General features: G+C 59.2%; 24 protein-coding genes. 8 read left to right on the top strand and 16 right to left on the bottom strand.

Annotation, left to right across the window (positions count from 1 at the left end; genetic code table 11):
• Positions 1-24 precede the first annotated feature (24 nt).
• A complete protein-coding gene (locus tag IMCC20628_RS22055) occupies positions 25-819 on the bottom strand; it encodes an N-formylglutamate amidohydrolase (RefSeq protein WP_047031993.1) in 795 nt (264 codons plus the stop codon).
• Positions 820-948: 129 nt separating this feature from the next.
• Between IMCC20628_RS22055 and IMCC20628_RS22050 the strand changes: the two genes are divergently transcribed.
• Both IMCC20628_RS22050 and IMCC20628_RS22045 read left to right on the top strand, forming a co-directional pair.
• Positions 949-1,794, top strand: a complete 846-nt coding sequence (locus tag IMCC20628_RS22050) for a MurR/RpiR family transcriptional regulator (protein WP_047031992.1) — start codon at positions 949-951, stop codon at positions 1,792-1,794.
• Between the two features lie 64 nt (positions 1,795-1,858).
• On the top strand, positions 1,859-2,188 hold the full coding sequence (locus IMCC20628_RS22045) for a helix-turn-helix domain-containing protein (RefSeq protein ID WP_047031991.1): 330 nt from the start codon (positions 1,859-1,861) through the stop codon (positions 2,186-2,188).
• A 7-nt stretch (positions 2,189-2,195) separates the two neighbouring features.
• On the opposite strand, the gene IMCC20628_RS22040 is transcribed toward IMCC20628_RS22045, so the two are convergent.
• The gene (locus IMCC20628_RS22040; protein ID WP_047031990.1) at positions 2,196-2,978 is read right to left on the bottom strand and encodes a DUF2189 domain-containing protein; all 783 of its coding nucleotides are present in this window, start codon (positions 2,976-2,978) and stop codon (positions 2,196-2,198) included.
• Between the two features lie 269 nt (positions 2,979-3,247).
• On the opposite strand from IMCC20628_RS22040, the gene IMCC20628_RS22035 reads away from it, so the two are divergent.
• Entirely contained in the window at positions 3,248-3,691 is a 444-nt protein-coding gene (locus IMCC20628_RS22035) for a TspO/MBR family protein (RefSeq protein WP_047031989.1), read from the top strand.
• Between the two features lie 105 nt (positions 3,692-3,796).
• Positions 3,797-5,044 (top strand): flavodoxin-dependent (E)-4-hydroxy-3-methylbut-2-enyl-diphosphate synthase, encoded by a 1,248-nt coding sequence (ispG, locus tag IMCC20628_RS22030; RefSeq protein ID WP_047031988.1) that lies wholly within the window; start codon positions 3,797-3,799, stop codon positions 5,042-5,044.
• A gap of 84 nt (positions 5,045-5,128) precedes the next feature.
• On the opposite strand, the gene IMCC20628_RS22025 is transcribed toward ispG, so the two are convergent.
• Positions 5,129-7,597, bottom strand: a complete 2,469-nt coding sequence (locus tag IMCC20628_RS22025) for a response regulator (RefSeq protein ID WP_052766587.1) — start codon at positions 7,595-7,597, stop codon at positions 5,129-5,131.
• Between the two features lie 108 nt (positions 7,598-7,705).
• Entirely contained in the window at positions 7,706-8,623 is a 918-nt protein-coding gene (locus tag IMCC20628_RS22020; protein ID WP_047031987.1) for a polyprenyl synthetase family protein, read from the bottom strand.
• 273 nt (positions 8,624-8,896) lie between these two features.
• Here IMCC20628_RS22020 and mtgA point away from each other — a divergent pair, with 273 nt between their 5' ends.
• The 3 genes from mtgA to rpmF all read left to right on the top strand — a co-directional run bounded on the left by mtgA (position 8,897) and on the right by rpmF (position 10,756).
• Positions 8,897-9,562: a monofunctional biosynthetic peptidoglycan transglycosylase gene (gene mtgA, locus IMCC20628_RS22015; protein ID WP_047031986.1), complete on the top strand. Its 666-nt coding sequence runs from the start codon at positions 8,897-8,899 to the stop codon at positions 9,560-9,562.
• Positions 9,563-9,637: 75 nt separating this feature from the next.
• A complete protein-coding gene (locus IMCC20628_RS22010; protein WP_047031985.1) occupies positions 9,638-10,285 on the top strand; it encodes a glutathione S-transferase family protein in 648 nt (215 codons plus the stop codon).
• A 285-nt stretch (positions 10,286-10,570) separates the two neighbouring features.
• Positions 10,571-10,756 carry a 50S ribosomal protein L32 gene (gene rpmF / locus IMCC20628_RS22005; RefSeq protein WP_047032877.1) on the top strand — a complete coding sequence of 62 codons (186 nt, stop codon included), beginning with the start codon at positions 10,571-10,573 and terminating at the stop codon, positions 10,754-10,756.
• 249 nt (positions 10,757-11,005) lie between these two features.
• Here the strand turns inward: rpmF and IMCC20628_RS22000 are convergent, their stop codons facing one another.
• Entirely contained in the window at positions 11,006-11,215 is a 210-nt protein-coding gene (locus tag IMCC20628_RS22000; RefSeq protein WP_045650076.1) for a cold-shock protein, read from the bottom strand.
• A gap of 267 nt (positions 11,216-11,482) precedes the next feature.
• Positions 11,483-12,499: a fatty acid desaturase gene (locus tag IMCC20628_RS21995; RefSeq protein ID WP_047031984.1), complete on the bottom strand. Its 1,017-nt coding sequence runs from the start codon at positions 12,497-12,499 to the stop codon at positions 11,483-11,485.
• A gap of 221 nt (positions 12,500-12,720) precedes the next feature.
• Between IMCC20628_RS21995 and IMCC20628_RS21990 the strand changes: the two genes are divergently transcribed.
• On the top strand, positions 12,721-13,914 hold the full coding sequence (locus IMCC20628_RS21990) for an MFS transporter (RefSeq protein ID WP_047031983.1): 1,194 nt from the start codon (positions 12,721-12,723) through the stop codon (positions 13,912-13,914).
• An 18-nt stretch (positions 13,915-13,932) separates the two neighbouring features.
• Here IMCC20628_RS21990 and otnI read toward each other — a convergent pair whose 3' ends face one another.
• The 10 genes from otnI to IMCC20628_RS21940 all read right to left on the bottom strand — a co-directional run bounded on the left by otnI (position 13,933) and on the right by IMCC20628_RS21940 (position 22,730).
• Complete coding sequence (otnI, locus tag IMCC20628_RS21985) at positions 13,933-14,709, bottom strand: 2-oxo-tetronate isomerase (protein WP_047031982.1); 777 nt, start codon at positions 14,707-14,709, stop codon at positions 13,933-13,935.
• A gap of 170 nt (positions 14,710-14,879) precedes the next feature.
• Positions 14,880-15,167: a copper-binding protein gene (locus IMCC20628_RS25505; protein ID WP_047031981.1), complete on the bottom strand. Its 288-nt coding sequence runs from the start codon at positions 15,165-15,167 to the stop codon at positions 14,880-14,882.
• A gap of 39 nt (positions 15,168-15,206) precedes the next feature.
• A complete protein-coding gene (locus IMCC20628_RS25500; RefSeq protein WP_047031980.1) occupies positions 15,207-15,689 on the bottom strand; it encodes a cupredoxin family protein in 483 nt (160 codons plus the stop codon).
• Positions 15,690-15,728: 39 nt separating this feature from the next.
• Positions 15,729-17,096: a copper oxidase gene (locus IMCC20628_RS21970; RefSeq protein ID WP_047031979.1), complete on the bottom strand. Its 1,368-nt coding sequence runs from the start codon at positions 17,094-17,096 to the stop codon at positions 15,729-15,731.
• A gap of 21 nt (positions 17,097-17,117) precedes the next feature.
• Positions 17,118-18,632, bottom strand: a complete 1,515-nt coding sequence (locus IMCC20628_RS21965) for a TolC family protein (RefSeq protein ID WP_047031978.1) — start codon at positions 18,630-18,632, stop codon at positions 17,118-17,120.
• Positions 18,629-18,862 (bottom strand): hypothetical protein, encoded by a 234-nt coding sequence (locus IMCC20628_RS21960; RefSeq protein WP_047031977.1) that lies wholly within the window; start codon positions 18,860-18,862, stop codon positions 18,629-18,631. The genes IMCC20628_RS21965 and IMCC20628_RS21960 overlap by 4 nt, the downstream gene beginning before the upstream one ends.
• 67 nt (positions 18,863-18,929) lie before the next feature.
• Positions 18,930-19,310 carry a hypothetical protein gene (locus tag IMCC20628_RS25495; RefSeq protein WP_047031976.1) on the bottom strand — a complete coding sequence of 127 codons (381 nt, stop codon included), beginning with the start codon at positions 19,308-19,310 and terminating at the stop codon, positions 18,930-18,932.
• 139 nt (positions 19,311-19,449) lie between these two features.
• Positions 19,450-19,863 carry a cytochrome c gene (locus IMCC20628_RS21950; protein WP_047031975.1) on the bottom strand — a complete coding sequence of 138 codons (414 nt, stop codon included), beginning with the start codon at positions 19,861-19,863 and terminating at the stop codon, positions 19,450-19,452.
• The gene (cueR, locus tag IMCC20628_RS21945) at positions 19,860-20,255 is read right to left on the bottom strand and encodes a Cu(I)-responsive transcriptional regulator (protein WP_047031974.1); all 396 of its coding nucleotides are present in this window, start codon (positions 20,253-20,255) and stop codon (positions 19,860-19,862) included. Before cueR ends, IMCC20628_RS21950 begins: the two co-directional genes overlap by 4 nt.
• 69 nt (positions 20,256-20,324) lie before the next feature.
• Entirely contained in the window at positions 20,325-22,730 is a 2,406-nt protein-coding gene (locus IMCC20628_RS21940; RefSeq protein WP_082128275.1) for a heavy metal translocating P-type ATPase, read from the bottom strand.
• Between the last annotated feature and the right edge of the window lie 41 nt (positions 22,731-22,771).

The following is a 22,771-nucleotide window of genomic DNA, read 5'->3' as shown; positions in this document are numbered from 1 at the left end:
CTTTGGCCGGCCGGATAGGTACATTCATGCACGATGATGCCCCCCTTCTGCGTTCAGCCGCTCAAGCGACATTTCAAGAAGCTCCCCGATTCGCTTGGCCCAGATGGTCTGGCCGGCATCGTCGGAAATGAGATCGTTGCGGATCTCAAGCATGACGTTGGCGATCTGTCTGGTCAATCCATGCCGCTTGAGCGTATGGGTGACACCGTCCTCCGGACCATAAGGATAGTTCCTGCTCACCTTGTCGGTCCTTGCCGACGCGGCCGCAGCCAGCATGGCATCGGCCAGCCTGCTGTCGTTATCGTGCAGGATACCCAGATATCCATCGCGCAGCTTGCCGAAATAGACCGGTGTGAAAGAGTGAATCGTCACCAGAACCACATTTCGCCCCTGCGCCAAACGGCTGTCGATCAGCGCATCTACGGCGTTGTGAAACGGATGATACAGCGCATCAGCGCGATATGTTTTTTCAGCAGCACTGAGGCCCGCATTTCCGGGCACGTCGAAAATCTCGCTGCGCTCGGGGTAGGCGCCTGGCGATTCCGGCGGGCGGTTGCAGTCATAGGCCAGCCGCGAGAACCGTTGCGAGACCAGCGTCGCATCGAGACCGTCCGACAGCATCTCGGCAACACCCAACGCCCCTATATCCCAGGCGATGTGGCTGTCCAGCGCCGCAGCATCCAGCCCCAAGGTTCCCAGTGATTTCGGCATGGCTTTGGAGGCATGCTCGCAGACAAGCACAATCTCGCTTGCCCCGTCGGGACGGCGGACAGCAAAAGCCGGCCCTTCTGGTGATTGGATCAGCACGTCGTCATGCATTTTGCAAACAGATCCCCGGCAGCCGATTACAGGATTTCTCTATTCGTAACATTGATTAGGATTGCCCCATCGTTGTCAATCCTGTAATTTTTATTACACCTTCCGCAGATCGAAATCGGGGAACCCGCAATGGCCATACGCGAACAGGTTCAGGCTGCACTTGGCACCTTGCCCGGCGCCGAGAAAAAAATCGCCCACGCGTTTCTTGCCAATTATCCCAGCATCGGATTGTCGACGATCGCCGAGCTCGCAGCGCTCGCCGGCACCAGCGCGCCGACGGTGCTGCGCTTTGTCGCCCGCCTCGGCTTCAACTCCTATCCGGAGTTCCAGCGCGTCCTGCGCGCCGATGTTCAGGCACAGTTGATGTCGCCGCTGGAGCGCGCCCGCAGCACCGGACCGGTCACCGACAACCCGGCGCTGAAGGCAAGTTTTGCAAACATCGCTGCCAATCTCGAGGCGACCGTCAGAGCCGTGCCCGAAAGCGAGTTCGAGGCGGCCTGCGACTTGCTTTCGGATCACAAGTCGACCTGCTACCTGCTGGGCGGCAGGTTCTCCGACTCCATCGCCGCTTACATGGCCGCACATCTCCGGATCATCCGTCCCAACGTCAAACACTTTGGCGGGCAAACCTCGACCTGGCGCGACCAGTTGCTCGACGTGCGGCCCGGCGATGTCGTGGTGTTGTTCGATATCCGCCGCTATCAGGCCGATCTGGTCCGGCTTGGAGAATTGATGGTCGAACGCAAGGCCCGCATCCTGCTCATCACCGACCCCTGGCTGTCACCTATCGCCCGTTCGGCTCGGGTGGTGCTTCCCTGCGTCGTCGACACCAACCGGACCTGGGATTCAAGCATTGCACTGCTGGCGCTGGCCGAAGCACTGATCGACCGCGTCTCGTGCGCCCAATCGGAAAGCGCCCGCACCCGCATGCAGACACTTGAAGATATCCACTGGAACAACCCGTCGGGGCGGTAGAACCGTTCCGAGGCTTTTAAGCCGCCGCTTGTGCAAACCGGCTGCATCCAATATCCATTGGGTCATGGAGCAGCAAACCGCCTTGGATGCATTTTCAGCCTTGAGCCAAGAAACCCGGCTGGCCGTGTTCCGGCTTCTGGTCGCCGCGGGCCCCGAAGGACTGGCGTCAGGTGAAATCGGCGACCGTCTCGGCGTCCGCCAGAACACCATGTCGACCAATCTCGGCATTTTGCTCAAGGCCGGACTGGTTCGCCGCGTCCGCGACGGCCGCAATGTGCGCTACCATGCAGATCACTCCGGTATCAGCGGCCTCCTGGGATTCCTGCTTGAGGATTGCTGCGGCGGCAAGCCTGACCTCTGCCAACCGGTCATCCGCCAGATTTCTTGTACCTGACCCGTTTTCACGTCGGCGCCGTCACCTTGCGGTAAAGATGCCAGGTTGCATGGCCGAGCACCGGCAAGGCCACCAACAGCCCGACAAATGCCGGCAGCAATGCCACAAGCGTAATGACACCGACCACAAATCCGAACGCAAACATTGGCAGCGGGTTCTTCATCACGGCAGCAATGCTGGTGATCATGGCGGTGACGAAATCCACCTCGCGCTCGGCCAGCATCGGCAAGGCGATCACGGTTGTCGAAAACAGCACCGATGCCAGAAAGGCGCCAACAATCGTGCCTACCAGCAAAAACCCCCAGCCTTCCGGTGTCGACAGCACGATATCGACAAAACGGTCCCAGCTGGAAAACGACTTGAAGCCAAGAAACAGCGCGAACAGCAACCGGACCTGGTAAACCCAGATCCAGAAAATGAACATCACCACAAAGGCCATCCAGCCGAGCTGACGTTCGCGCTGATGAAACACCTGCGCCAGAACCCCCTTGCGGGTCACCGGTTCACCCTGCTGCCGACGGCGGCTGATTTCATAAAGTCCTACCGCAACGAATGGACCGAGCAAGGGAAAGCCGATGGCCAGCGGAATGATCATCCATGGCGCGCCGATACGGGTGAGAAAACCAAGGATCAGCCAGCCGCCGAGCATGTAGATACCGCCGAAGAACAGGCCAAACCCGGGATATGCGCGAAAATCGCTCCATCCTTCCTTCAGGCTGGCGCTCACATCGCTGAGCGAAATTTCACGAATCGGCGGCACGCGGTCCAGCCCTGACGTGGTGTTTGTCATGTCATCCTCCCTCTCTGCCCTGCACCTCTAGCCCTGCTTGTGTCGAAAAGGCAGCCTTCCGACAATGATCCTGATCAAGCGATACCCCTGCAGACACACGTCCAACGGATTGGCGGAATGGCGAAACGGCAGCAACTGCACATGACGCCCTCACATCGGTGGCTCTGGCAAATTTGCGCCGGCACACTACCTTTGAATGATCGACGATCCCACTTACAGGCCGCAGCTTCGCTATTCCTGCCACCGCCCAGTCGACCGGAGAATATGAAATGTCCGCCATCGTGTTTGCCGTGCTTGTGCTTGCGACCGCATCGAGCGGCGCCTTCTTCAAACCAGGCCCGTGGTACCGGCAATTGCGCCGTCCGTCCTGGACACCGCCGAATTGGGCATTTCCGGTGGTCTGGACCATCCTTTACATTGCCATCGGCGTTTCCGGCTGGCTGGTCTGGCAAGCCGGGGGCATTGGCATCGTCATGGCGCTCTGGATTTTGCAACTGATCTTCAACGGCGCCTGGTCCTGGCTGTTTTTCGGCCGTCACCGCATGGATCTGGCCTTCATCGACATTTGCCTGCTGCTCATCGTCATTCTCGCCTATATCGCCATGGCCAGCTTGATCTCGCCGCTGGCAGCCTTGCTGTTCGTGCCTTACGCGGCCTGGGTTATCACCGCAGCCGCACTCAATCGCGCAGTCTGGCGGCTCAACCCGGTTTGACCGGACACTCCCCATCAAACCGCTTTCAATTCGCCAGTTGCCGTTTTAGGAAGTGACCATCCGCAAGGCTTCGAGCCTTTGGCAGACTGCAAAACGAGGCCGCCCATGACCATTTCCCCCTTTATTGTCCCGCAGGCCCGCCGTTCGAGCGTCGCGGTGGATGTTGGCGGCGTTCTGCTTGGCGGCGGTGCGCCGGTGGTGGTGCAATCGATGACCAACACCGACACCGCAGACATTGACGGCACCGTGGCTCAGGTCGCAGCCTTGCATCGCGCCGGTTCGGAGATCGTCCGCATCACAGTTGACCGCGACGAGAGTGCTGCGGCAGTGCCAAAAATCCGCGAGCGGCTCGAACGGCTCGGCCTCGACGTGCCCTTGATCGGCGATTTCCACTACATCGGCCACACGCTGCTCGCCAATCATCCAGCCTGCGCCGAGGCTCTGGCCAAATACCGGATCAATCCGGGCAATGTCGGCTTCAAGGACAAGAAGGACCGTCAGTTCATCGAGATTGTCGAAATGGCAATCCGTCATGGCAAGCCGGTGCGCATCGGCGTCAATTGGGGCTCGCTCGATCAGGTTCTGCTGACAAAGCTGATGGACGAGAACAATGCCAACGGCTCGCCGCTCTCGGCCCGCGATGTCACGCGGGAAGCCATCATCCAGTCAGCCCTGCATTCCGCCGCTCTGGCCGAGGAAACCGGCCTCGCCCGCAATCGCATCATCCTGTCGGCCAAGGTCAGCCAGGTGCAGGACCTGATCGCCGTCTATACCGAACTCGCCCGCCGCTCCGATCATGCGCTGCATCTGGGCCTCACCGAAGCGGGAATGGGATCAAAAGGCATCGTCGCCTCCTCCGCTGCCATGGGCATCATTCTGCAGGCCGGCATCGGCGACACCATTCGTGTGTCGCTGACCCCCGAGCCCGGCGGCGACCGCACTCGCGAGGTCATCGTCGCCCAGGAATTGTTACAGGTCATGGGATTCCGGCAATTCGTGCCGGTGGTCGCCGCCTGCCCAGGCTGCGGTCGCACCACCTCGACCGTGTTTCAGCAACTGGCGCGCACCATCGAGGATGATCTGAGGCGCAACATGCCAGTCTGGCGTGACAAATATCCCGGCGTCGAGGGGCTGCAGGTCGCCGTCATGGGTTGCATCGTCAACGGGCCAGGCGAATCCAAGCACGCCGATATCGGCATTTCGCTACCCGGTACCGGCGAGAGCCCGGCAGCGCCGATCTTCATCGATGGCAAGAAAGCTGCCACCCTGCGCGGCCCCAAGATCGCAGAAGACTTTCAGGTGATGGTCGCAGATTATATCGAGAAGCGCTTTGGAAAAGGCACCCAGGCTTGATGGAACCCACGACATCCAGAGCGAAATGATCCGCTTATCCAAACGCTGATCGGTCGATCACCGGCGCAAGAAGTCTGCCGGATGTCAGGCGGCGTTCACGTTGGTCATTGCGATTGGCAGCCAGCGATCAATCATGGCGCCCAGCTTTTCCGGCGATATCGGTTTGGACAGGTAATCATCCATTCCGGCGGCAAGACACCGGTCCTCATCGCCCTTGAGCGAATGCGCCGTAACCGCAATGATCGGCGTCGGCAAAAGCCCTTCACGTGCTTCGATCGTACGGATTTCCGCCGTTGCCTCCAGGCCATTGAGCTCCGGCATGGAGACATCCATCAGCACCAGCGTCGGGCGCAGTTCCCTCCACAAGCGGACGGCTTCGCGTCCGTTGACGGCCAGTCTGTGAACATGTCCCATACCGTCCAGCGTTTGCTGAAAGACAATCTGGTTGATCGGATTGTCTTCGGCCACCAGCACCAGTGGCTCTGTCCGGCTTGCCGGGGCAGGGTCCGCCTCGCCAGCGGTCTTAATCCGCGTGGTCGAATTCTGAAATTCCTGAGTTCGAACCGGCACGGCCTTTTTCTGATCAGGTTCAATGTCGAGTTGATGCAGAGCCGTCTGCACGGTCTTGCGCAATTGCGCCGTGCGGACCGGTTTGGTCAACTGCGCGAAGATATCGAGATTCTTCAGCGCCTCGAGTTGATCTGCCTGGTCGACTGAGGACAGCACAAGAATGGGCGTGTTGCTGATATGGGGATCGGAGCGGATCGCCTTGGCGACTTCTGCACCCGACATGCCCGGCATCTGGAAATCGAGCACCACAAGATCAATGCCGATACCGAGATTCGATCGGGCATGCCGCAAGAGATCGAGGCCAATCTCGCCGCCTTCCACTGCCACGCAATCAAATCCCCAGTCGCGAATCTGCTCGGTCAGGATCATGCGGTTGATCGCATTGTCATCTATGACCAGAACCCGGCGGCCGGGCGCCTGGTATGATGGTGCCGCTTTGACACTGGTTTCCCCGTCCACATCCATTTCGACGGTAAAGCTGAAAGTGGACCCAACGCCGAGTTCACTTTCGACCTCAATCCTGCCGCCCATGAGCTCCACCAATCGGGTGGCTATCGCCAGGCCAAGACCGGTGCCCTCGTGTTTGCGGGTTGACGATCCATCCACCTGGCTGAACTTGTCAAAAATGGCGTCAAGCTTTGCGGCCGGTATCCCGATCCCGGTATCGCGAACCGCAATGGAGATCGACAGCCGCTCCGCTCGACCGACCTTCTCGGCTTCGCGCCAGTTGATGTCGACCATGACATGGCCTTGCTCGGTAAACTTCACCGCATTGCCGATAAGGTTGGTCAGGACCTGCCTTATCCGGCCAGGATCCCCGATCAGCTTGTCCGGCAGACCCGGCGCGATGCGAACCACCAGCTCGATGTCCTTCTCGACCACGCGCGATGACATCAAGGTCGCCACATCCTCGGCCGTGTCGACAAGATTGAACGGTTTCGGATCCAGCACCAATTGGCCAGCATCGATCTTGGAAAAGTCGAGGATGTCGTTGATGATCTCCAGAAGCGCATTGCCTGATTTGAGGATCACATCTGTAAATGTACGTTGCCTGGTATCGAGTTCGGTCCGGGTCAACAGTTCAGCCATACCCAGCACCCCGTTCATCGGTGTGCGGATTTCATGACTCATCGTGGCGAGAAACTCGGATTTGGCGCGGTCACCCAGTTGCGCCTTGGTCAAAGCCGCATCGACCTCACGGGTTTTATCCTGCAGTCGCTTGATCATCTGGCGGATAATCAGATCGATCGGCACAAAGACGCCGAGCCCAAGCACCAGCAAAAGCCCCATGGTAGCCAGAAGGTAACGCTGAAGCAGCGCACCCTGCGCCAGTGACAGACTGGCCAGATAATCGCGGAACTGTTCCTGCACATACAGATTGGTCGGCCGGATGATTTCCTCATAGAGCCCATTGATTTCCCGACCCGCCCAATAGATATCCTTCTTCGTCCGCACCGCTTTTATGCGTTCGGATCCAAGCATCTGTGCATGATTCAGAAGTGGATCCTTATTGGTCATGTACCGCGATTTTACCTGGATCTCATGGATCAGATCAGTTGGTGCCTGAAGCCATTCTCTTCTCAGGTTCTCGAGGCTCGTGCGGGTTTTCTCGAAACGGAACTCCAGGCTTGAAAGCGCAGACAGGATGTCTGGGTCCACCGGCATTGCATCACGGATTTTCCGCTTTTCCGTAAGCGTTGCATTGACAAGCCTCGGGTCCTGATAGGCCTGATACTCGCTGTAAGTCTGCGCCAGACGGTTGCTACGGTCTGCGATGGCGCGCATTTCCAGGTCGAGTTTCGCCAGACTCTCCGACAGCTCGCCAATTTGCTGGATGGATCTGTTGCGCTTGTTTTGCTCGGTGAAGAAGAACGCACAGATAATCGCGAGCGCTGCCAGCGATACGATATAGCCGATACGCAGGGAGATGATCGATCTCCGCGCGACAGCCGTTTCATCCTGTTTTTTGTCTGCTTGTGTCATAGTTTTGGCAGTACCCATTTTGCAGGATAATGCCGTCAGTTGGTTAATAAACATCTATGAAAAATCGTTGGGTTTTGGCAATTTTCTACCATCACCGGATCCAGCTTGCTACCTGTTGCGGCTGGCGATGAATTTTGCAGCCTGCTTCAGCGGCTCAGCCCTGGCACCGAACGGATCCAGCAGCAATGCCGCTTCCTCAACCAGCATATCCAGCCGCCGCCGAACTGCATCATTGCCATGCAAGGACAGCAATGTTGCCTTGCCGCGACCGGCATCCTTGCCCGTCGCCTTGCCCATGGTCGCGGCATTCGAGGTTACATCGAGCAAATCATCGGCCAATTGAAATGCAAGCCCGATGACTTCGCCAAACCTGTTCATGCGGGTCAGGGTTTCGTTGTCTGCTCCAGCGGCAATGGCCCCCGCAGCGCAGGCATAGCGCAGCAGCGCGCCGGTTTTCATGGCCTGCAGCTGCAAGATGCCGGCTTCATCCGGCATTGCCTGCTCGGCTTGCAGGTCCAGCGCCTGTCCACCGACCATACCGCCGACACCCGCCGCCCGGGCAAGCTGATTGATCAATGCCAATTTGATCTCCGCAGGCAGTTCAGTCTCAGGTGCCGACAGGATATCAAAGGCCAGGGTCAGAAGCGCATCGCCGGCCAGGATCGCCGTTGCCTCATCGAAGGCAATGTGGACCGTCGGCTGGCCGCGCCTGAGGTCGTCATCGTCCATCGCCGGAAGATCGTCATGGATCAGCGAATAGCAGTGGATGCATTCAAGCGCCGCAGCCACTCGCATGGCCGCATCGTGCGGCACACCCAACAGCTTTGCACTCTCCAACACCAGAAACGGACGAAGCCGTTTGCCGCCATTCAACACGCCATGGCGCATAGCCGCCATCAGATGGTCCGGCCGGGCGATCTCGCCCTTCAGATGCATTGGCGACAGCAGTGTTTCCAGCGTCGCCGCCACGTCCCTGGCTGTGGCATCAAGCCGTGCTTCGAAACTGTCTGTGTGAGTGCTGGTCATTGGGGTCTCTTGCCATGACACGCGGCAGGCGGCAACGGTTTATTTGAACCCGGTCAGGCTGAATAGGCGCCCGGCACGGTGCTGCTGCAGGCCTGTGCTTCCGACACCCCGGCTCTGGCAATACGCGGCCAAGCTCGTTAAGGAGTTTCCTGAAGTTGGCGCCGACGGCGTCTCTCGCTCAGGACACGCCAGGTGCCAAAACCGAAAAATCAGCCAAAACCGCAACCGAAGCGGGAATCAGTCAAACGCCCGCGCCGGTCTCCGGTGCGGCGGATGCTGGTCTGGGTTCTTGCTCTCGTCCTCATGGCGATAGCTCTGCCCTATCTGCTGGTGCCGCTTTATGCCCTGCCGCAGATGCATCCGGTATCGACATTGATGCTGGGCGAGATCATCACCGGCCGTTCCTATCAACGCCAATGGGTCACGTTCGACAAGATCGCTCCGGTGCTGGTCCAATCGGTGATGATGTCGGAGGATGGCCAGTATTGCACGCATTCCGGCATCGACTGGCAAGCGCTCAATCTCGTCATAGATGACGCGCTGGAGGGCGAGGCGACGCGCGGTGCGAGCACCATTCCGATGCAGACTGCCAAGAACCTGTTCCTGCCACCCACGCGGTCTGTGCTGCGCAAGGCGCTGGAGATCCCCCTGGCGATGTGGATGGACATAGTCTGGTCAAAACGGCGGCTGATGGAGATCTATCTTAACATCGCCGAATGGGCGCCCGGCATTTATGGCGTCGAGGCCGCGTCACAGGCCTATTTCGGCGTGCCGGCTGAAAAGCTCTCACGCCGCCAGTCTGCCTTGCTGGCGGTTACCCTCCCCAACCCGATCAAGCGCAATGCCGCCAACCCCTCGCGCAGCATGAACCGGCTGGCGGGCGTCATCGAAAAACGGGCACAGCAGTCCGGCGCTTACATCAAATGCCTTTATGACTGAGTTCAAGGGATTTGGCTTTTCCAGCCTGCCTGCTCATGCGAAACATTGATCTCCACCCAGCAGGAGATATGCGTCATGGCCGACCCGGTGCTCTATATTGGCAACAAGAATTACTCGTCCTGGTCATTCCGGCCATGGATCGGCATGCGCGTCGCCGGCATTGCCTTTGAGGAAAAACTGGTGCCGTTCGACATGGCCGGCGGAAACCCCGCGTTCAAGGCGTTTTCGCCCACCGGCAAGGTTCCGGTTCTCGTCGATGGTGACCTCACCGTCTGGGAATCACTGGCCATCCTCGATCACCTCGCCCGCAAGCACCCTGAAACCGCTTTGTGGCCGGATCGCCCGGCGCATCGCAGCAGGGCAATGGCGATGAGTGCCGAGATGATGTCGTCGTTCCAGGCGTTGCGATCAGCCTGCCCGATGAACATGCGGCGCGCACGTCAGCCAATTGAGGCCTCACCTGCCATACTGGCGGATGTAAGCCGCATTCAAACGCTCTGGAACGATTGTCTGGAACAAAATGGCGGACCGTTCCTGTTCGGCGGCTTTTCGGTTGCCGACGCCATGTTTGCCCCGGTGGTCAACCGGCTCGATGTGTATGCCTTCCAGACCAGCGCTGTCGTGGCCGAATACATGGCAACGATGAAAGCACTGCCTGCCTGGCGCGAGTGGGAAGCTGCAGGCCGCGCAGAGCCATGGATTGTTGAACATGACGAAGCCTGACCATCGGGCCTCAAAACTGATATTGCATATCGCATTCAAATGGATTCATTTGAACGATGCCGTCCATGCGTCAGTTCAAGAAATTACAGGCTGTCTTTGCGCATCCAATTGGATGTGCGGCGCTGGAGGCGCGATGGCAGACCCGGACTCAAAAAAAAGCGCGCACCGCTGGTCAAACCCCGAAATGCCATGTATAAGCCCGGCAAATTTCCGAAATCGGCATGTGTCCGTTTCGGCCCTTGGGTCGACCGTTGGACATGCCTGAAAATTGAACTGGAGTTCGTCATGGCTGTTCCGAAGCGTAAAACCACCCCGTCCAAGCGCGGCATGCGCCGCTCCGCTGACGCCCTTAAGGCACCGACCTATGTCGAGGACAAGAATTCCGGCGAACTGCGCCGTCCGCACCACATTGACCTGAAGACAGGCATGTATCGCGGCCGCCAGGTTCTGACGCCAAAAGAAAGCGTCTAAGCTTTCCAGAACCATCTGAGGTTTGATACCTTGGCTTGAAAGCCGGCCCTTCGGGGGCCGGCTTTTCGCGTTTCCGTTTGCAGAACCAAAGCATGTCGCGTTCACATATGGATGCGCGGCGCTGTCGTCGCCAGCCGAGGAGAACCTTCTCAACGACCATGCGGACACGAAAACGCCCGGGAACCGTAGTTCCCGGGCGCAATCAAATCACAGCGACCAGCTGAGCCAGCCTATCTCAGACGAGACTTTTCAGTCAGCCTGGATTGTCGAAACGGCGGTCTTGCCGGTGCGACGGTCTTCAGCGGTGTCGAAAGTCACCTTCTGGCCTTCGGCCAGACCGCGCATGCCAGCACGCTCAAGTGCAGTGGCGTGTACGAATACATCCTTGCTGCCGTCGTCAGGTGCGATGAAGCCGAAGCCCTTTTGGTCGTTGTAGAATTTGACAGTACCGGTTTTCATGGGGGGAGTCCTTTATGTCCATGAATGCATTTTCCGGCGCAAGCGCTCTTTAAAGCGCTCGGCGCAGGCGTTAGTCATCGAGTTTATTTGAAGTGTTGAGCGTGTCTCCGCCTGTGGCGGTGCGCGACCAAGTCGTCCGGTCAAAAATCGATGGCTCAGTCTTACACTGTTTTTTTGACCTGCACAAGCGAAAGCGCAATCAAGCGTTCGGATAGGCCAAATGGCTCAACCCGAACGCTGGTGCCCAGCATCAATTGCCGGTCATCCTCAAGCTGCGGCAGCCGCAGTCCGGTTGCGAAGCGAACGGAACGGAACAAGCCGCCGTCGCTCCTCATCCCACAACGTCAGACGTACGCAGCGGAAGCTCTGCCACAGGCTCAATCGGCCGATGTCGGCCAATTCAGGGAAATCCCTGAGAACCTGAGGCAGTTTGTAAAACGGGATACGGCTCGAAAGATGATGCACGTGATGAATACCGATATTGCCGGTCAGCCACATCAACGGCTTGGGCAGGTCATAAAACGAACTGCCGTGCAAAGCGGCCGATTCCCGCTCCCACTCCGGTGTCCGCTCCCAATGGGTTGGATCGAATTGGTGCTGGACATAGAACATCCAGACGCCGACAGAAGCGCCAATCAGCATGATCGGCAGATGAATGATCAGGAATGCCTTGAAGCCGACCAGCAATCCGAGCGCCACCCATGTGGTCAAAATGGCAAGGTTGGTAATCATGACGCTTGCCCAGGACATCACCCCGTCCTTCAGCGCAACGACCGGCAAGCGGTGCTGCAGCAGGAAGATAAAGGCTGGCCCGATACCGAACATCACTATGGGGTGACGATAAAGACGATATTTCAGACGACCAAAACTGCTCAGGGCGAGATATTCTTCCACCGTCAGCGTATCAATGTCGCCAATGCCGCGACGATCAAGATTCCCAGAAGCCGCGTGGTGCATGGCATGAGAACGGCGCCAGTAATCATAAGGCGTAAGCGTGATCACGCCCAGCGCACGGCCGACCCGATCATTCCACTTGGCCGACGAAAACATCGATCCATGGCCGCAATCATGCTGAATGATGAACAATCGCACCATCATCAGGGCTGCCGGGATCGACAGCGCCAGCGTCAGAAGCGTGCTGATGGAAAGCGCGAACCACATCAACACCCAGAAGAAGACCAGAAGCCCGCAGGTAAGGAATGTTTCAAATGCGCTACGCCGGTCATCCGGCTGCCTGTAGGGCCGCAAGCGCCCAACCCATTCCCTCGCTGATGCTGTCTCCATCCGTATTCTCCTGTTTTTTCCTGCCGGCTTAAGTGAATACCCAGCCTTGCGCTCCCAGTTGCGCGGCATTAACACGTCAAGGTCGAAAACGGCATCTTTTTCTGCAAACCCGTAAAAATTCACGGTGTGTCACATCGTCACTCTGAGTGTGATCACAGGCCTAATTTACCTCTACCGGGAATTAGGTTAAGGCGTTTAAATCGATTTAGTACGGAAAAACCATGTCCACGTCCACCCTTGCTGCTGCGCCGCTCCTCTCCCCTCAGCGCTTTGCCGTCTCCCTGATGTTCCTCGTCAATGGCTTCCTGGTGGGAAGCTGGGCGCCGAAAATTCCCGAATTTGCACTGCGGCTGAACCTCGATGAGAGTGATCTCGGATTGATGATCATGTGTTTCGGCATCGGCTCGCTCTGTGCCATGCCGGCTGTCGGAGCGCTGATTGCAGGACGGGGGTCTCGCCGTGTGATGCTGGCATTGGCGGCAGCGACGATTGCCTGCCTGCCGTTCGTGACCATTGCGCCGTCGATATGGGTCGCGGCGATTGCACTGTTTGTATTTGGCGGCGTCATCGGCGGCATGGATGTCGCCATGAATGCCAATGCGGTGGAGGTGGAAAAACGCCAGGGCCGCGCCATCATGTCCTCCTGTCATGGCTTCTGGAGCCTGGGCGGCGTCGCCGGCGCCGGGCTTGGCGGATTGTTGATTGCCGGCTACGGGGAGCACATTCACGCGCTCGCCGCCTCCGCGCTGGTTCTAGTGGGTGTGGCTCTGGCCTGGCCCAGAGCCCTCGCCGATCCGCCGCACCCGCAGGAGGCGCATATCCATGGACAACCTTCCAAGCGGCCTGGCCTGCTGGCTGCCGGCGCAACCGTGTGGCTGACCGGCATCATCTGCCTGATCATGATGACACCGGAAGGCGCCATCCTCGATTGGGGCGCGCTGTATCTGCGGCAGGAACTGGGCGCCAGCCCTGCCCTGTCAGGACTGGCCTTCGGAGCATTTTCGGCCGCCATGGCGCTGATGCGGTTTCTCGGGGATTTTGTGCGCGACAGGTTCGGCGCGGTCACCACATTTCGGGTCTCGGCCATCCTTGCCATGGTCGGCCTCGGTCTTGCCGGGGCAGCACCTTCGGCGGAAGCCGCGATTTTCGGCTTTGCGCTCGCCGGCCTCGGATTTGCCAACACCGTACCGATCGCCTTCTCGGCCGCCGGCAACCTGCCCGGCCTTCCGCAGGGACTGGCAATCTCGGTGGTCACCTTCATGGGCTATTCGGGCATTCTGTTCGCGCCCTCGGTCATCGGCTTCATCGCCGAGCACACCGGCTTCGCGCTGATCTACATGGCCTTGCCGGTGTTTGTCATCCTGCCGCTGGTCTTCTCCGGCCTGATGCGGCACGCCGATCGGCCACAGGGCTGATCGAAGGCGAGCCCCGGATCAGGTGGCGCGGGTCCGCCGGATCCAGCCAAGCCCGTCAAGTGTTTCGGCTTCGGGCCTGTATTCGCAGCCGACAAAGCCCTGGTAGCCCAGATCATCCAGCGCCTCGAAGACCCGGAAATCATCAAGCTCGCCCGATCCGGGTTCATGCCGGTCGGACACCGAGGCAATCTGCACATGACCGATCATCGGCATCAGCTGTTCAAGCCCCTTGAGCACGTCGCCATGCATGATCTGGCGGTGATAGATGTCAAATTGCAGCCAGGCATTGGGATGATCAAGCTCGGTGAGCAGATCTGCGGCAAGCCCGAAATCATTGAGGAAATAACCCGGCATGTCACGCCGGTTGATCGGTTCGATCAGGATGCAGATGCCATGCTCCGCGGCCGCATCGGCGGCAAAGGCCATGCTGTCGATATAGGCCGCGCGCTGCAGCGGATCGCCCGCATCAGCAAGGCCGGCCATCATGTGCAGACGCCGCGTCCCGATGACGCTTGCATAGTCGAGCGCTGTCTGGACGGATTGGCGGAACTCGGCCTTTCGCTCCGGCAGGGCGGCCAGTCCACGATCTCCGGCTTCCATATCGCCCGGCTTCAGGTTGAACAGCACCTGCTCGACCTGTGCCGCCTCACACCATCTGGCAATGGTCTCGGCCGGATGATCATAGGGAAACAGGAATTCCACCGCGCTGAACCCGGCATCGGCGGCGGCCTGGAAGCGATCCGCAAACGCGTGCTCGGTAAACATCATCGACAGGTTGGCGGCGAAGCGCGGCATGAGCAGACCTCAACAGGATTGACGCCGTTGTTGGCGCCGGAGGTCTGTTTTAGCCTGTCCCCACTCACACGCAACCGCCCATCGCGGATCTGCCTGAGAGGAACGCACAAAAGACCTGTGGCGGGACGATTGCTCATCCCGCCACACCTGGTGCCGCAAAATTGGTTCGGCTACGGCTTTAATTCTGTAACGGTCAGTTTGCCCTTCACCCGGTCGGCGATGAACTCAACATTGTCTCCTGGCTTCATCCGCTCCAGCATGGCCGGGTCGACGGTGCGAAACACCATGGTCATGGCCGGCATTTCGAGATTGGCCAGTTCCTCATGGATGATGGTCACCTTGCCAGCCTTCATGTCGACTTTCTTGACGACGCCTTTGGTGTATTCGGTTGCGAAGGCCGCAGTGACGCCAGTCATGGCGATCATCGAAGCAAGGGCGAGAGTTGCGATTTTGCGCATTGGATTACCTCTGTCGGTCTTGAGATTGGCTTGATCGGTTTAATGGCCGGTAACAGTGAGCATGCCTTTCATGCCGGAATCGTAGTGGCCGGGGATCAGGCATGCGAATTCGAACGGTCCCGCATTCGCGAAGCTCCAGATGACTTCGCCATCCATGCCCGGATCGAGACGCACGGAATTGGGATCGTCATGCTCCATCTCGGGCATCCGCTCCATCAGCCCCTTGTGCTCCATCACGCCGTCATGATCATCGAGCACGAACTCATGCTCCAGTTCGCCCCTGTTCATCACCATGAAGCGGATGGTCTCGCCCTTCTCGACGTTGATTTCCTTGGGTTCGAAGATCATTTCGCCGTCGTCGGTTTCCTTCATGGTCACTTCGATTGTTCGGCTGACTTCGGATGCCTTGCCGGGGTTGCCGATGGCCATCATGCTGTCATGACCGCTGGAATGGGTTCCACTGGCACCAGCCAGTGCTGTCATCGCCAGGAATGACGCGGATGCAATCAGGAGAGTTTTCATGGGTATTGTTCCTTTCGTGAACACTTCGGATCGAAGGGGTTAGCCATTGCTGCCGGCTTTCACCGGCGCTGGCGTGATTGTTGTGGCTGCGTCTGTCGCCTTGGCGAATTCCGGCAATTCGCCGGTCCACTCATAGGCCTGGGTTCCGGGAGGGTTTTCGTACCAGCCGGGATCGCTGTAATCGCCAGCCGAGATGCCCTCGCGGACCTTGACGACCGAGAACATGCCGCCCATTTCCAGCGGTCCGTAGGGGCCCCATCCGGCCATCATCGGAATGGTGTTGTCGGGCAGTTCCATCGACATTTCCGCCATGTCGGCCATGCCGGCGGTTCCCATCGGCATGTATTCAGGCTGCACGGTCCGGATCTTCCTGGTGAGTTTCGATTTGTCGACACCGATGAAAGTCGGCACGTCATGTCCCATGGCGTTCATGGTGTGATGGGACTTGTGGCAATGGATGGCCCAGTCGCCCAGATACTTGGCATCAAATTCATAGGCCCGCATCGCGCCCACCGGAATGTCGATCGACACTTCCGGCCAACGTGCTTCGGGCCGGACCCAGCCGCCATCGGTGCCGGTTACCTCGAAATCGTAGCCATGCATGTGGATCGGGTGGTTGGTCATGGTCAGGTTGCCGACGCGGACCCGGACGCGATCGTTCTTCGACACCACCAGCGGATCGATGTCTGGAAAAATCCGGCTGTTCCATGTCCACAGATTGAAGTCGTTCATCGTCATGATCTTCGGCACGTAGGAGCCGGGATCGATATCGAAGGCGTTGAGCATGATCAGGAAATCACGATCGACCGGCATGAAGGAAGGATCCTTCGGATGGACGATGAAGAAGCCCATCATGCCCATCGCCATCTGCACCATCTCGTCGGCGTGCGGGTGGTACATGAAGGTCCCCGACTTCACCAGATCGAACTCGTAGATGAAGGTTTTTCCGGAAGGGATGTGGGGTTGCGAGAGACCTCCCACGCCATCCATACCGGACGGAAGGATCAGCCCATGCCAATGCACCGTCGTGTGCTCCGGAAGCTTGTTGGTGACATAGATCCGGACCCGGTCGCCTTCTACGGCCTCGATGGTCGGGCCGATGGACTGGCCATTGTAGCCCCACAGATAGGCGGTCATGCCTTCCGCAAGTTCCCGTTCCACCGGCTCTGCCACCAGATGGAATTCCTTGACACCGTTGTTCATCCGGAACGGCAAGGTCCAGCCGTTGAGTGTCACCACCGGATTGTAGTCTGGTCCGGTGGACGGTATCAGCGGGGCCTGGGTCAGCGGGCTTTCCATAAGCACCGCATCGGGCAGACCCATGTTCGTTGTTTTCGACCAGGCGGTCGAGGAGACAAGGGCCGCTCCGGCAGCGCTTGCGCCGAGTAATTGACGTCTGTTCATCATGGTCTTTTCCTTTCCGGAAAGTTAGTGGCCGCCGCCGCCAGCATCGCCAACGGATGGTGCAGCAGCTGAGCTGCCCGCACCGGTTCCGCCGCCATAGATCGCAGCGGACAGATTGACATCGGCCAGCCAGAACTCGCGCTTGGCGTTGATCGCCAACATCAGGGTTCCAATCTTGGCGCGGGTGTCGGCGAGAAGCTCGAAAGTGTTGGAAATCATGCCGTTATAAGTCAGCAGGGATTCCGCCTCGATCGTGGTGCGCAGCGGCACAACGGCGTTGACGTAGTGCCGCGCGATCTCATGGGTCGCGCTATAGGCTGTGTAGCCAGAACGCGCCTCGGACCGAATATTGACGGCCTTTTCCGCAAGCTGATTGGCCGCCTGCATGTAAGCGAGCTCGGCCTTGCGCAGACGGGCTTTGCCGCTGTCGAAGATCGGAATCACGAACTCCAGTTCGAGTTGTGGAGTAACAACCGTTTTCCGGGTTTTGGTCTCCTCCAGATTGCCACCGGCAATCTCGTATTCAGTCTCGATTTCCCGCTCGGCCTCAACGCCGGAGATGATCTCCAGATCGGTGACAAAGCGCGTGGCCTCGGTCAGGCCATAGCTTTTGGCGACAGCTTCCAGTTCGAGTTTCGCAACGCGAAGATCGACCCGGTTTTCAAGTGCTTCCTGCTCGATGCGGTTGCGCTTGATGACGCCACTTGGAAGCCGCGGCAAGCGGTCAGGGACGAAGTAATCGACCTCGCTGCCCCACAGGCCCATCAGCCGGGTCAGCTCTTCTTTCGCCAGCCGTGACGCCAGCCGCGCTTCGGCCATTTGTCCGGTCAGCTCGGCATAAAACGCGTGTTCACGCGCCTGGCCGCCTTTGCCCATGGCGCCGCTTTCACCCAGTTTTTGTGCCAGTTCCGATGCCGCGTCGGCAGCGACCTTGGCCTGATTGAGATAGGCGACAGTCTCGAACGCCGAGACCGAATTGATCCAGGCCCGGCGCGTGTCATTGGCGACCTTCAACGTTGCGTCGACCGCCCGCATCTGTGCCTGCCTGAAACGGGTATCGGCGATATCGACCCGCGCCTTGCGCGTTGCCAGCGCCAGGATATTGGTTGCGATCATGCCTTCGATGGCCCTGAACGCGCCCAGTTCCGGAGCGCCAATACCGAGCAGGCCAATGGAGACCGTCGGATTTTCGAGCATGCCCTGCTGCCAGGCTTCAGCCGCATTCATGCCAATGTCGGCATAGGCTGCCTGAAGTCCGCGATTGTTGAGCAGCGCCACCTGTACCGCAGTGTCTGCATTTATGGTTTTCTTGTGAACCAGACCCTGGACGCGCTCGGAAACAGCCTTGGCCTGCTGCTGATTCTGAATCCAGATGGTGTCCTTGCCTTTGGTGCCGATTGAAACGGCGGCCGAAACGACCCCGAACCCGGCGTCTTTTGCCGAATATCCGGCAAGATCCTGATCGGTTACACATCCCGAGAGAGCGATTGCTGCAAGTGGCAGAACAAGGCGTGCTTTGAACACTCCCCGCGCGATCATGATCCGGCTCCCGCGCCGGGCGCCCGGTCGTCATTTTGCTGACGCCAGGGTTTCGGGTCGACCGGAACGCGATGCGTATATCCGTTGAGGACCGTGTGATGATGCGTATTGCGAATACCCAGGTCTGATTCCACCGGGGAATTGACCGAAAAGACGTCGGCAGGCCTGTTCGCCGCCGTACAGCCGGCGAGCGCCAGCGGCATGGCAGCCGCCAAGAGATAACGAAACATGATTGTCCTACTGCGATAGAGAGTGTGAATGGCCGGTCAGTTCCGGCGTCGATGACCCTTGGACGGATCAGGTCACACTTAAGGCTCGCGGCGGCCGCTCGGGCAACGCCATGACAACGACAATGAATTCAGCCGTGGATTCGAGCTGGAAACTCTCGGGAACGAAGCGATCCGCAGTCACGACATCAAAGCTGCAAAGGGCAACAAAACATGTCGCGGGACAGCAACGGTCTATGACGGTGTCCGAATCCGCGGGGATAGGTTCTTGCGCGACATCAGCTGCCACGTCATGGGATTGATGGTGTGCGACCGCGGGGTGATCGCCAGACATGTGGCCCATCATTGCATGGTGTCCGCTGCCGCTGCCTGCCTGAGACCCTGCCATGGCCAAAGCATGCAAAGACCCCGGCACGATGCTTGTAAAAACAAACATCAACACCAGAAGCATGCGCCCGTGACGGGATCTTTGGCGGTTCGAGAAACTCATCTACGAATGACTAAGCCTAGAATTGTGCAGCAATGATGACCTGTTCGATCACAGGCCGGTGAAGTCATGTCTGTCTTTGTTTCAGTGCATCCGGACAACGTCAGTTTATTCCGTTGGCGCGCTGGAGCTCGCGCACATAACCCACGACCTTCTCAAGCTCCGGATCCGTGATCCCCTCCACCGGCGGCATGTCTCCAAATTGCCAGTGATGGGCGCGCGCCCCGTTTTTGGCAGCCAGATGGAATGCGGCGTCGCCATGATGATTGGGTTCGTAGATCTTGTGAACCAGCGGCGGCGCGACCCCATCCTGGCCTGCGGCATTGACGCCGTGACACGTTGCACAGGAGCGGTTGAACAGAACTTCGCCCGCTTGCGCGTCCGGCGACAGATCGGGCACGACGACGCTCGCCATCGCTTCGCCGGTTGCAGTTGGCGTGGGCGCCAGAAGGGCGCGGCCGATAAACAGCGCACTCCCCACCACCACGGCGGCAATAACCAGGGTCCGCCAGTTCATGCCACCACTCCCTTGGCCATTTCATCAATAATCGGACAATCCGGCCGATCATCGCCATGGCAATGATCCGCCAGGGCTTTGAGAGTGTTGCGCAGCGACTTCAGTTCCTTGAGCTTGCGGTCAATCTCGGTGATCTTCTCCAGCGCCAGCGCCTTCACATCGGAACTGGCGCGATCCTTGTCCTCATAGAGCGACAGCAGCGAGCGGCATTCATCGATGGTAAACCCGAGGCTTCGGGAGCGCTGAATGAAGGCCAGCCGATGCACATCCTTGCCATCATAGTCACGGTAACCATTGGCGGCGCGCGCCGGCTTGATGAGGCTGATATCCTCATAATACCGGATCGTCTTGGCCGGCAGGCCGGTCGCATCAGATGCTTCGCCGATATTCATTGCCTGCCTCCTGGATTGGAACGCTGTGTCCTCATGGCGCCATCCCTACGCCTTCCACCTGATGGAAGGTCAAGCATCAAGTTTGACCCGTCGCAACCGCAAGGCATTGCTGATCACCGACACCGAGGACAGGCTCATCGCTGCTGCCGCGATCATCGGCGACAACAGGGTTCCGGTGATCGGATAGAACAGTCCGGCGGCAATCGGTATCCCTACGCTGTTGTAGGCAAAGGCAAAGAACAGGTTCTGCTTGATGTTGCGCAGCGTCGCTTCTGACAGTTTGCGCGCCCGCAGGATGCCGCCAAGATCGCCTCGCAGCAAAGTGATGCCCGCACTTTCGACCGCCACATCGGCGCCGGTTCCCATGGCGATGCCCACTTCGGCCGCAGCAAGGGCCGGCGCGTCATTGACGCCGTCTCCAGCCATCGCAACCTTGTGACCGGCCTTGTGCAACTCATCGACCAGCGCCTTCTTGTCTTCCGGCAACACCCCAGCGCGGACATCGTCGATGCCCAGCTGACCGGCAACCGCCCGCGCTGTCGTCTCATTGTCGCCTGTCGCCATGATGATGGCCAGGCCGGCACGATGCAGCGCCGCAATGGCCTCTTTTGTCGTCGGCTTGATCGGATCGGCGACCGCCACGAGGCCAGCCAACTTGCCGTCGATCGCCACATACATCGCCGTCTTGCCCTGGCTGCGCAATGCATCGGCCTTGTCGTTGGCTTCAGTATGATCGACCCCAGCAAAATCCATCATTGCCGCGTTGCCCAACATAATCCGCTGCGTGCCGGACTTGCCGCCAACGCCTTTGCCGGTGACAGATTCGAAATCGGACACCTGTGCTGCCGCAATATCCCGTTCGGCAATCCCGTCAACAATGGCTTCTGCCAGCGGGTGCTCCGAACCGGCCTCAAGACCGCGCACCAGCGCCAGCATGTCGCTTTCTGCAATTGACCCGAAGCTGACAACGTCAGTCAGCACTGGCTTGCCTTCGGTCAGCGTGCCGGTCTTGTCGACCACCAGCACATCGACCTTGGCCATCCGTTCGAGCGCCTCGGCATCCTTGATCAGCACGCCGGCCTGAGCGCCACGGCCCGTCGCGGTCATGATCGACATCGGCGTTGCCAGCCCCAGCGCACAGGGGCAGGCGATGATCAGCACCGACACCGCCGAGACGATCGCAAACACGAAGGCCGGATCAGGCCCGATCAGCATCCAGGTGACGAACGCAAGAACGGCAACAATCACCACTGTCGGCACAAAGTATGACGCAACCCGGTCAGCAAGCCCCTGGATCGGCGCGCGCGACCGCTGTGCCGACGACACCATGGCAACGATCCGCGCCAGCTTGGTCTCGTCGCCAACCCGCGCTGCCCGGACAACCAGGCTGCCATTCTTGTTGAGCGTGCCGCCAGTGACCTCATCGCCCTCGCCCTTTTCAACTGCCAGCGGTTCGCCGGTCAGCATGCTTTCATCCACCGCCGTGTGGCCTTCGATGACAATCGAGTCCACCGGGATCGCCTCACCGGGCCTCACCCGCAGCCGGTCGCCCTCGACGATATTTTCCAGCGGCGCATCATATTCGTCGCCCTCCGGCGTTATCCGCCGGGCAGTCTTTGGCGCCAGATCCAACAGCGCGCGAATGGCGTCGCCGGTTCGTTCCCGAGCCCTGAGTTCCAGCACCTGGCCGACAAAGACCAGCGCGATGATCACCACCGCGGCCTCGAAATAGACCGGCATGTGGCCGCCGGGCATCTGCAGCCCCTCCGGAAACAGGCCAGGAAGGAACGTGGCGATGGTCGAATACAGATAGGCAGCGCCGACACCGATCATAATCAGCGTCCACATGTTGAGGTTCCAGGTCTTGATCGAGGTCCAGCCACGATGGAAAAACGGCCGTGCCGCCCACAGCACCACAGGCGTTGCCAGCACGAATTCCAGATAGAGAGTGAGCGTCTCCCCAAGCCATAACCGGATCGGCAGCCCGAGCATCGGCGCCATGGTCAAAATCAGCAGCGGAATCGCCGCCCCGGCGCTGACCCAGAGCCGCCGGGTGAAATCGATCAACTCGTGGTTCGGGCCATCGGCAACGCCATCCATCGGCTCCAGCGCCATTCCGCAGATCGGGCAGGTGCCCGGCCCTTCCTGGACGATTTCAGGATCCATCGGGCAGGTGTACATGGCGTTCTTTGGTTCCGCCTTCTTCTGTCGCGCCTTGTTGCCCGACAGATAGAAAAACGGATCGCGCTCGAACTTGTCATGGCAACCGGTCGAGCAGAAATGGAACTCTGATCCCTTGTAGCTGAGGCTGGGCTTGCCCTTGTCGAGCGCAACATCCATGCCGCAGACCGGGTCCTTCACCTTGCCGTCAACCGGCACGGTGGCGGCCTGAAAAAGCGCGTCGGTGTCGACAGTGGGTGCGTCGTGATGATGTGCACATTGACCATGGTCATGGCTGTGAGTCTGGTGTTCCATTTCGCAAATCCTTGCTGAGTTGGAACGACTGTAATCCTTCC

It is taken from the genome of Hoeflea sp. IMCC20628, assembly GCF_001011155.1.
GTDB lineage: Bacteria > Pseudomonadota > Alphaproteobacteria > Rhizobiales > Rhizobiaceae > Hoeflea.
This window is presented reverse-complemented; position numbering and strand designations above follow the sequence as displayed.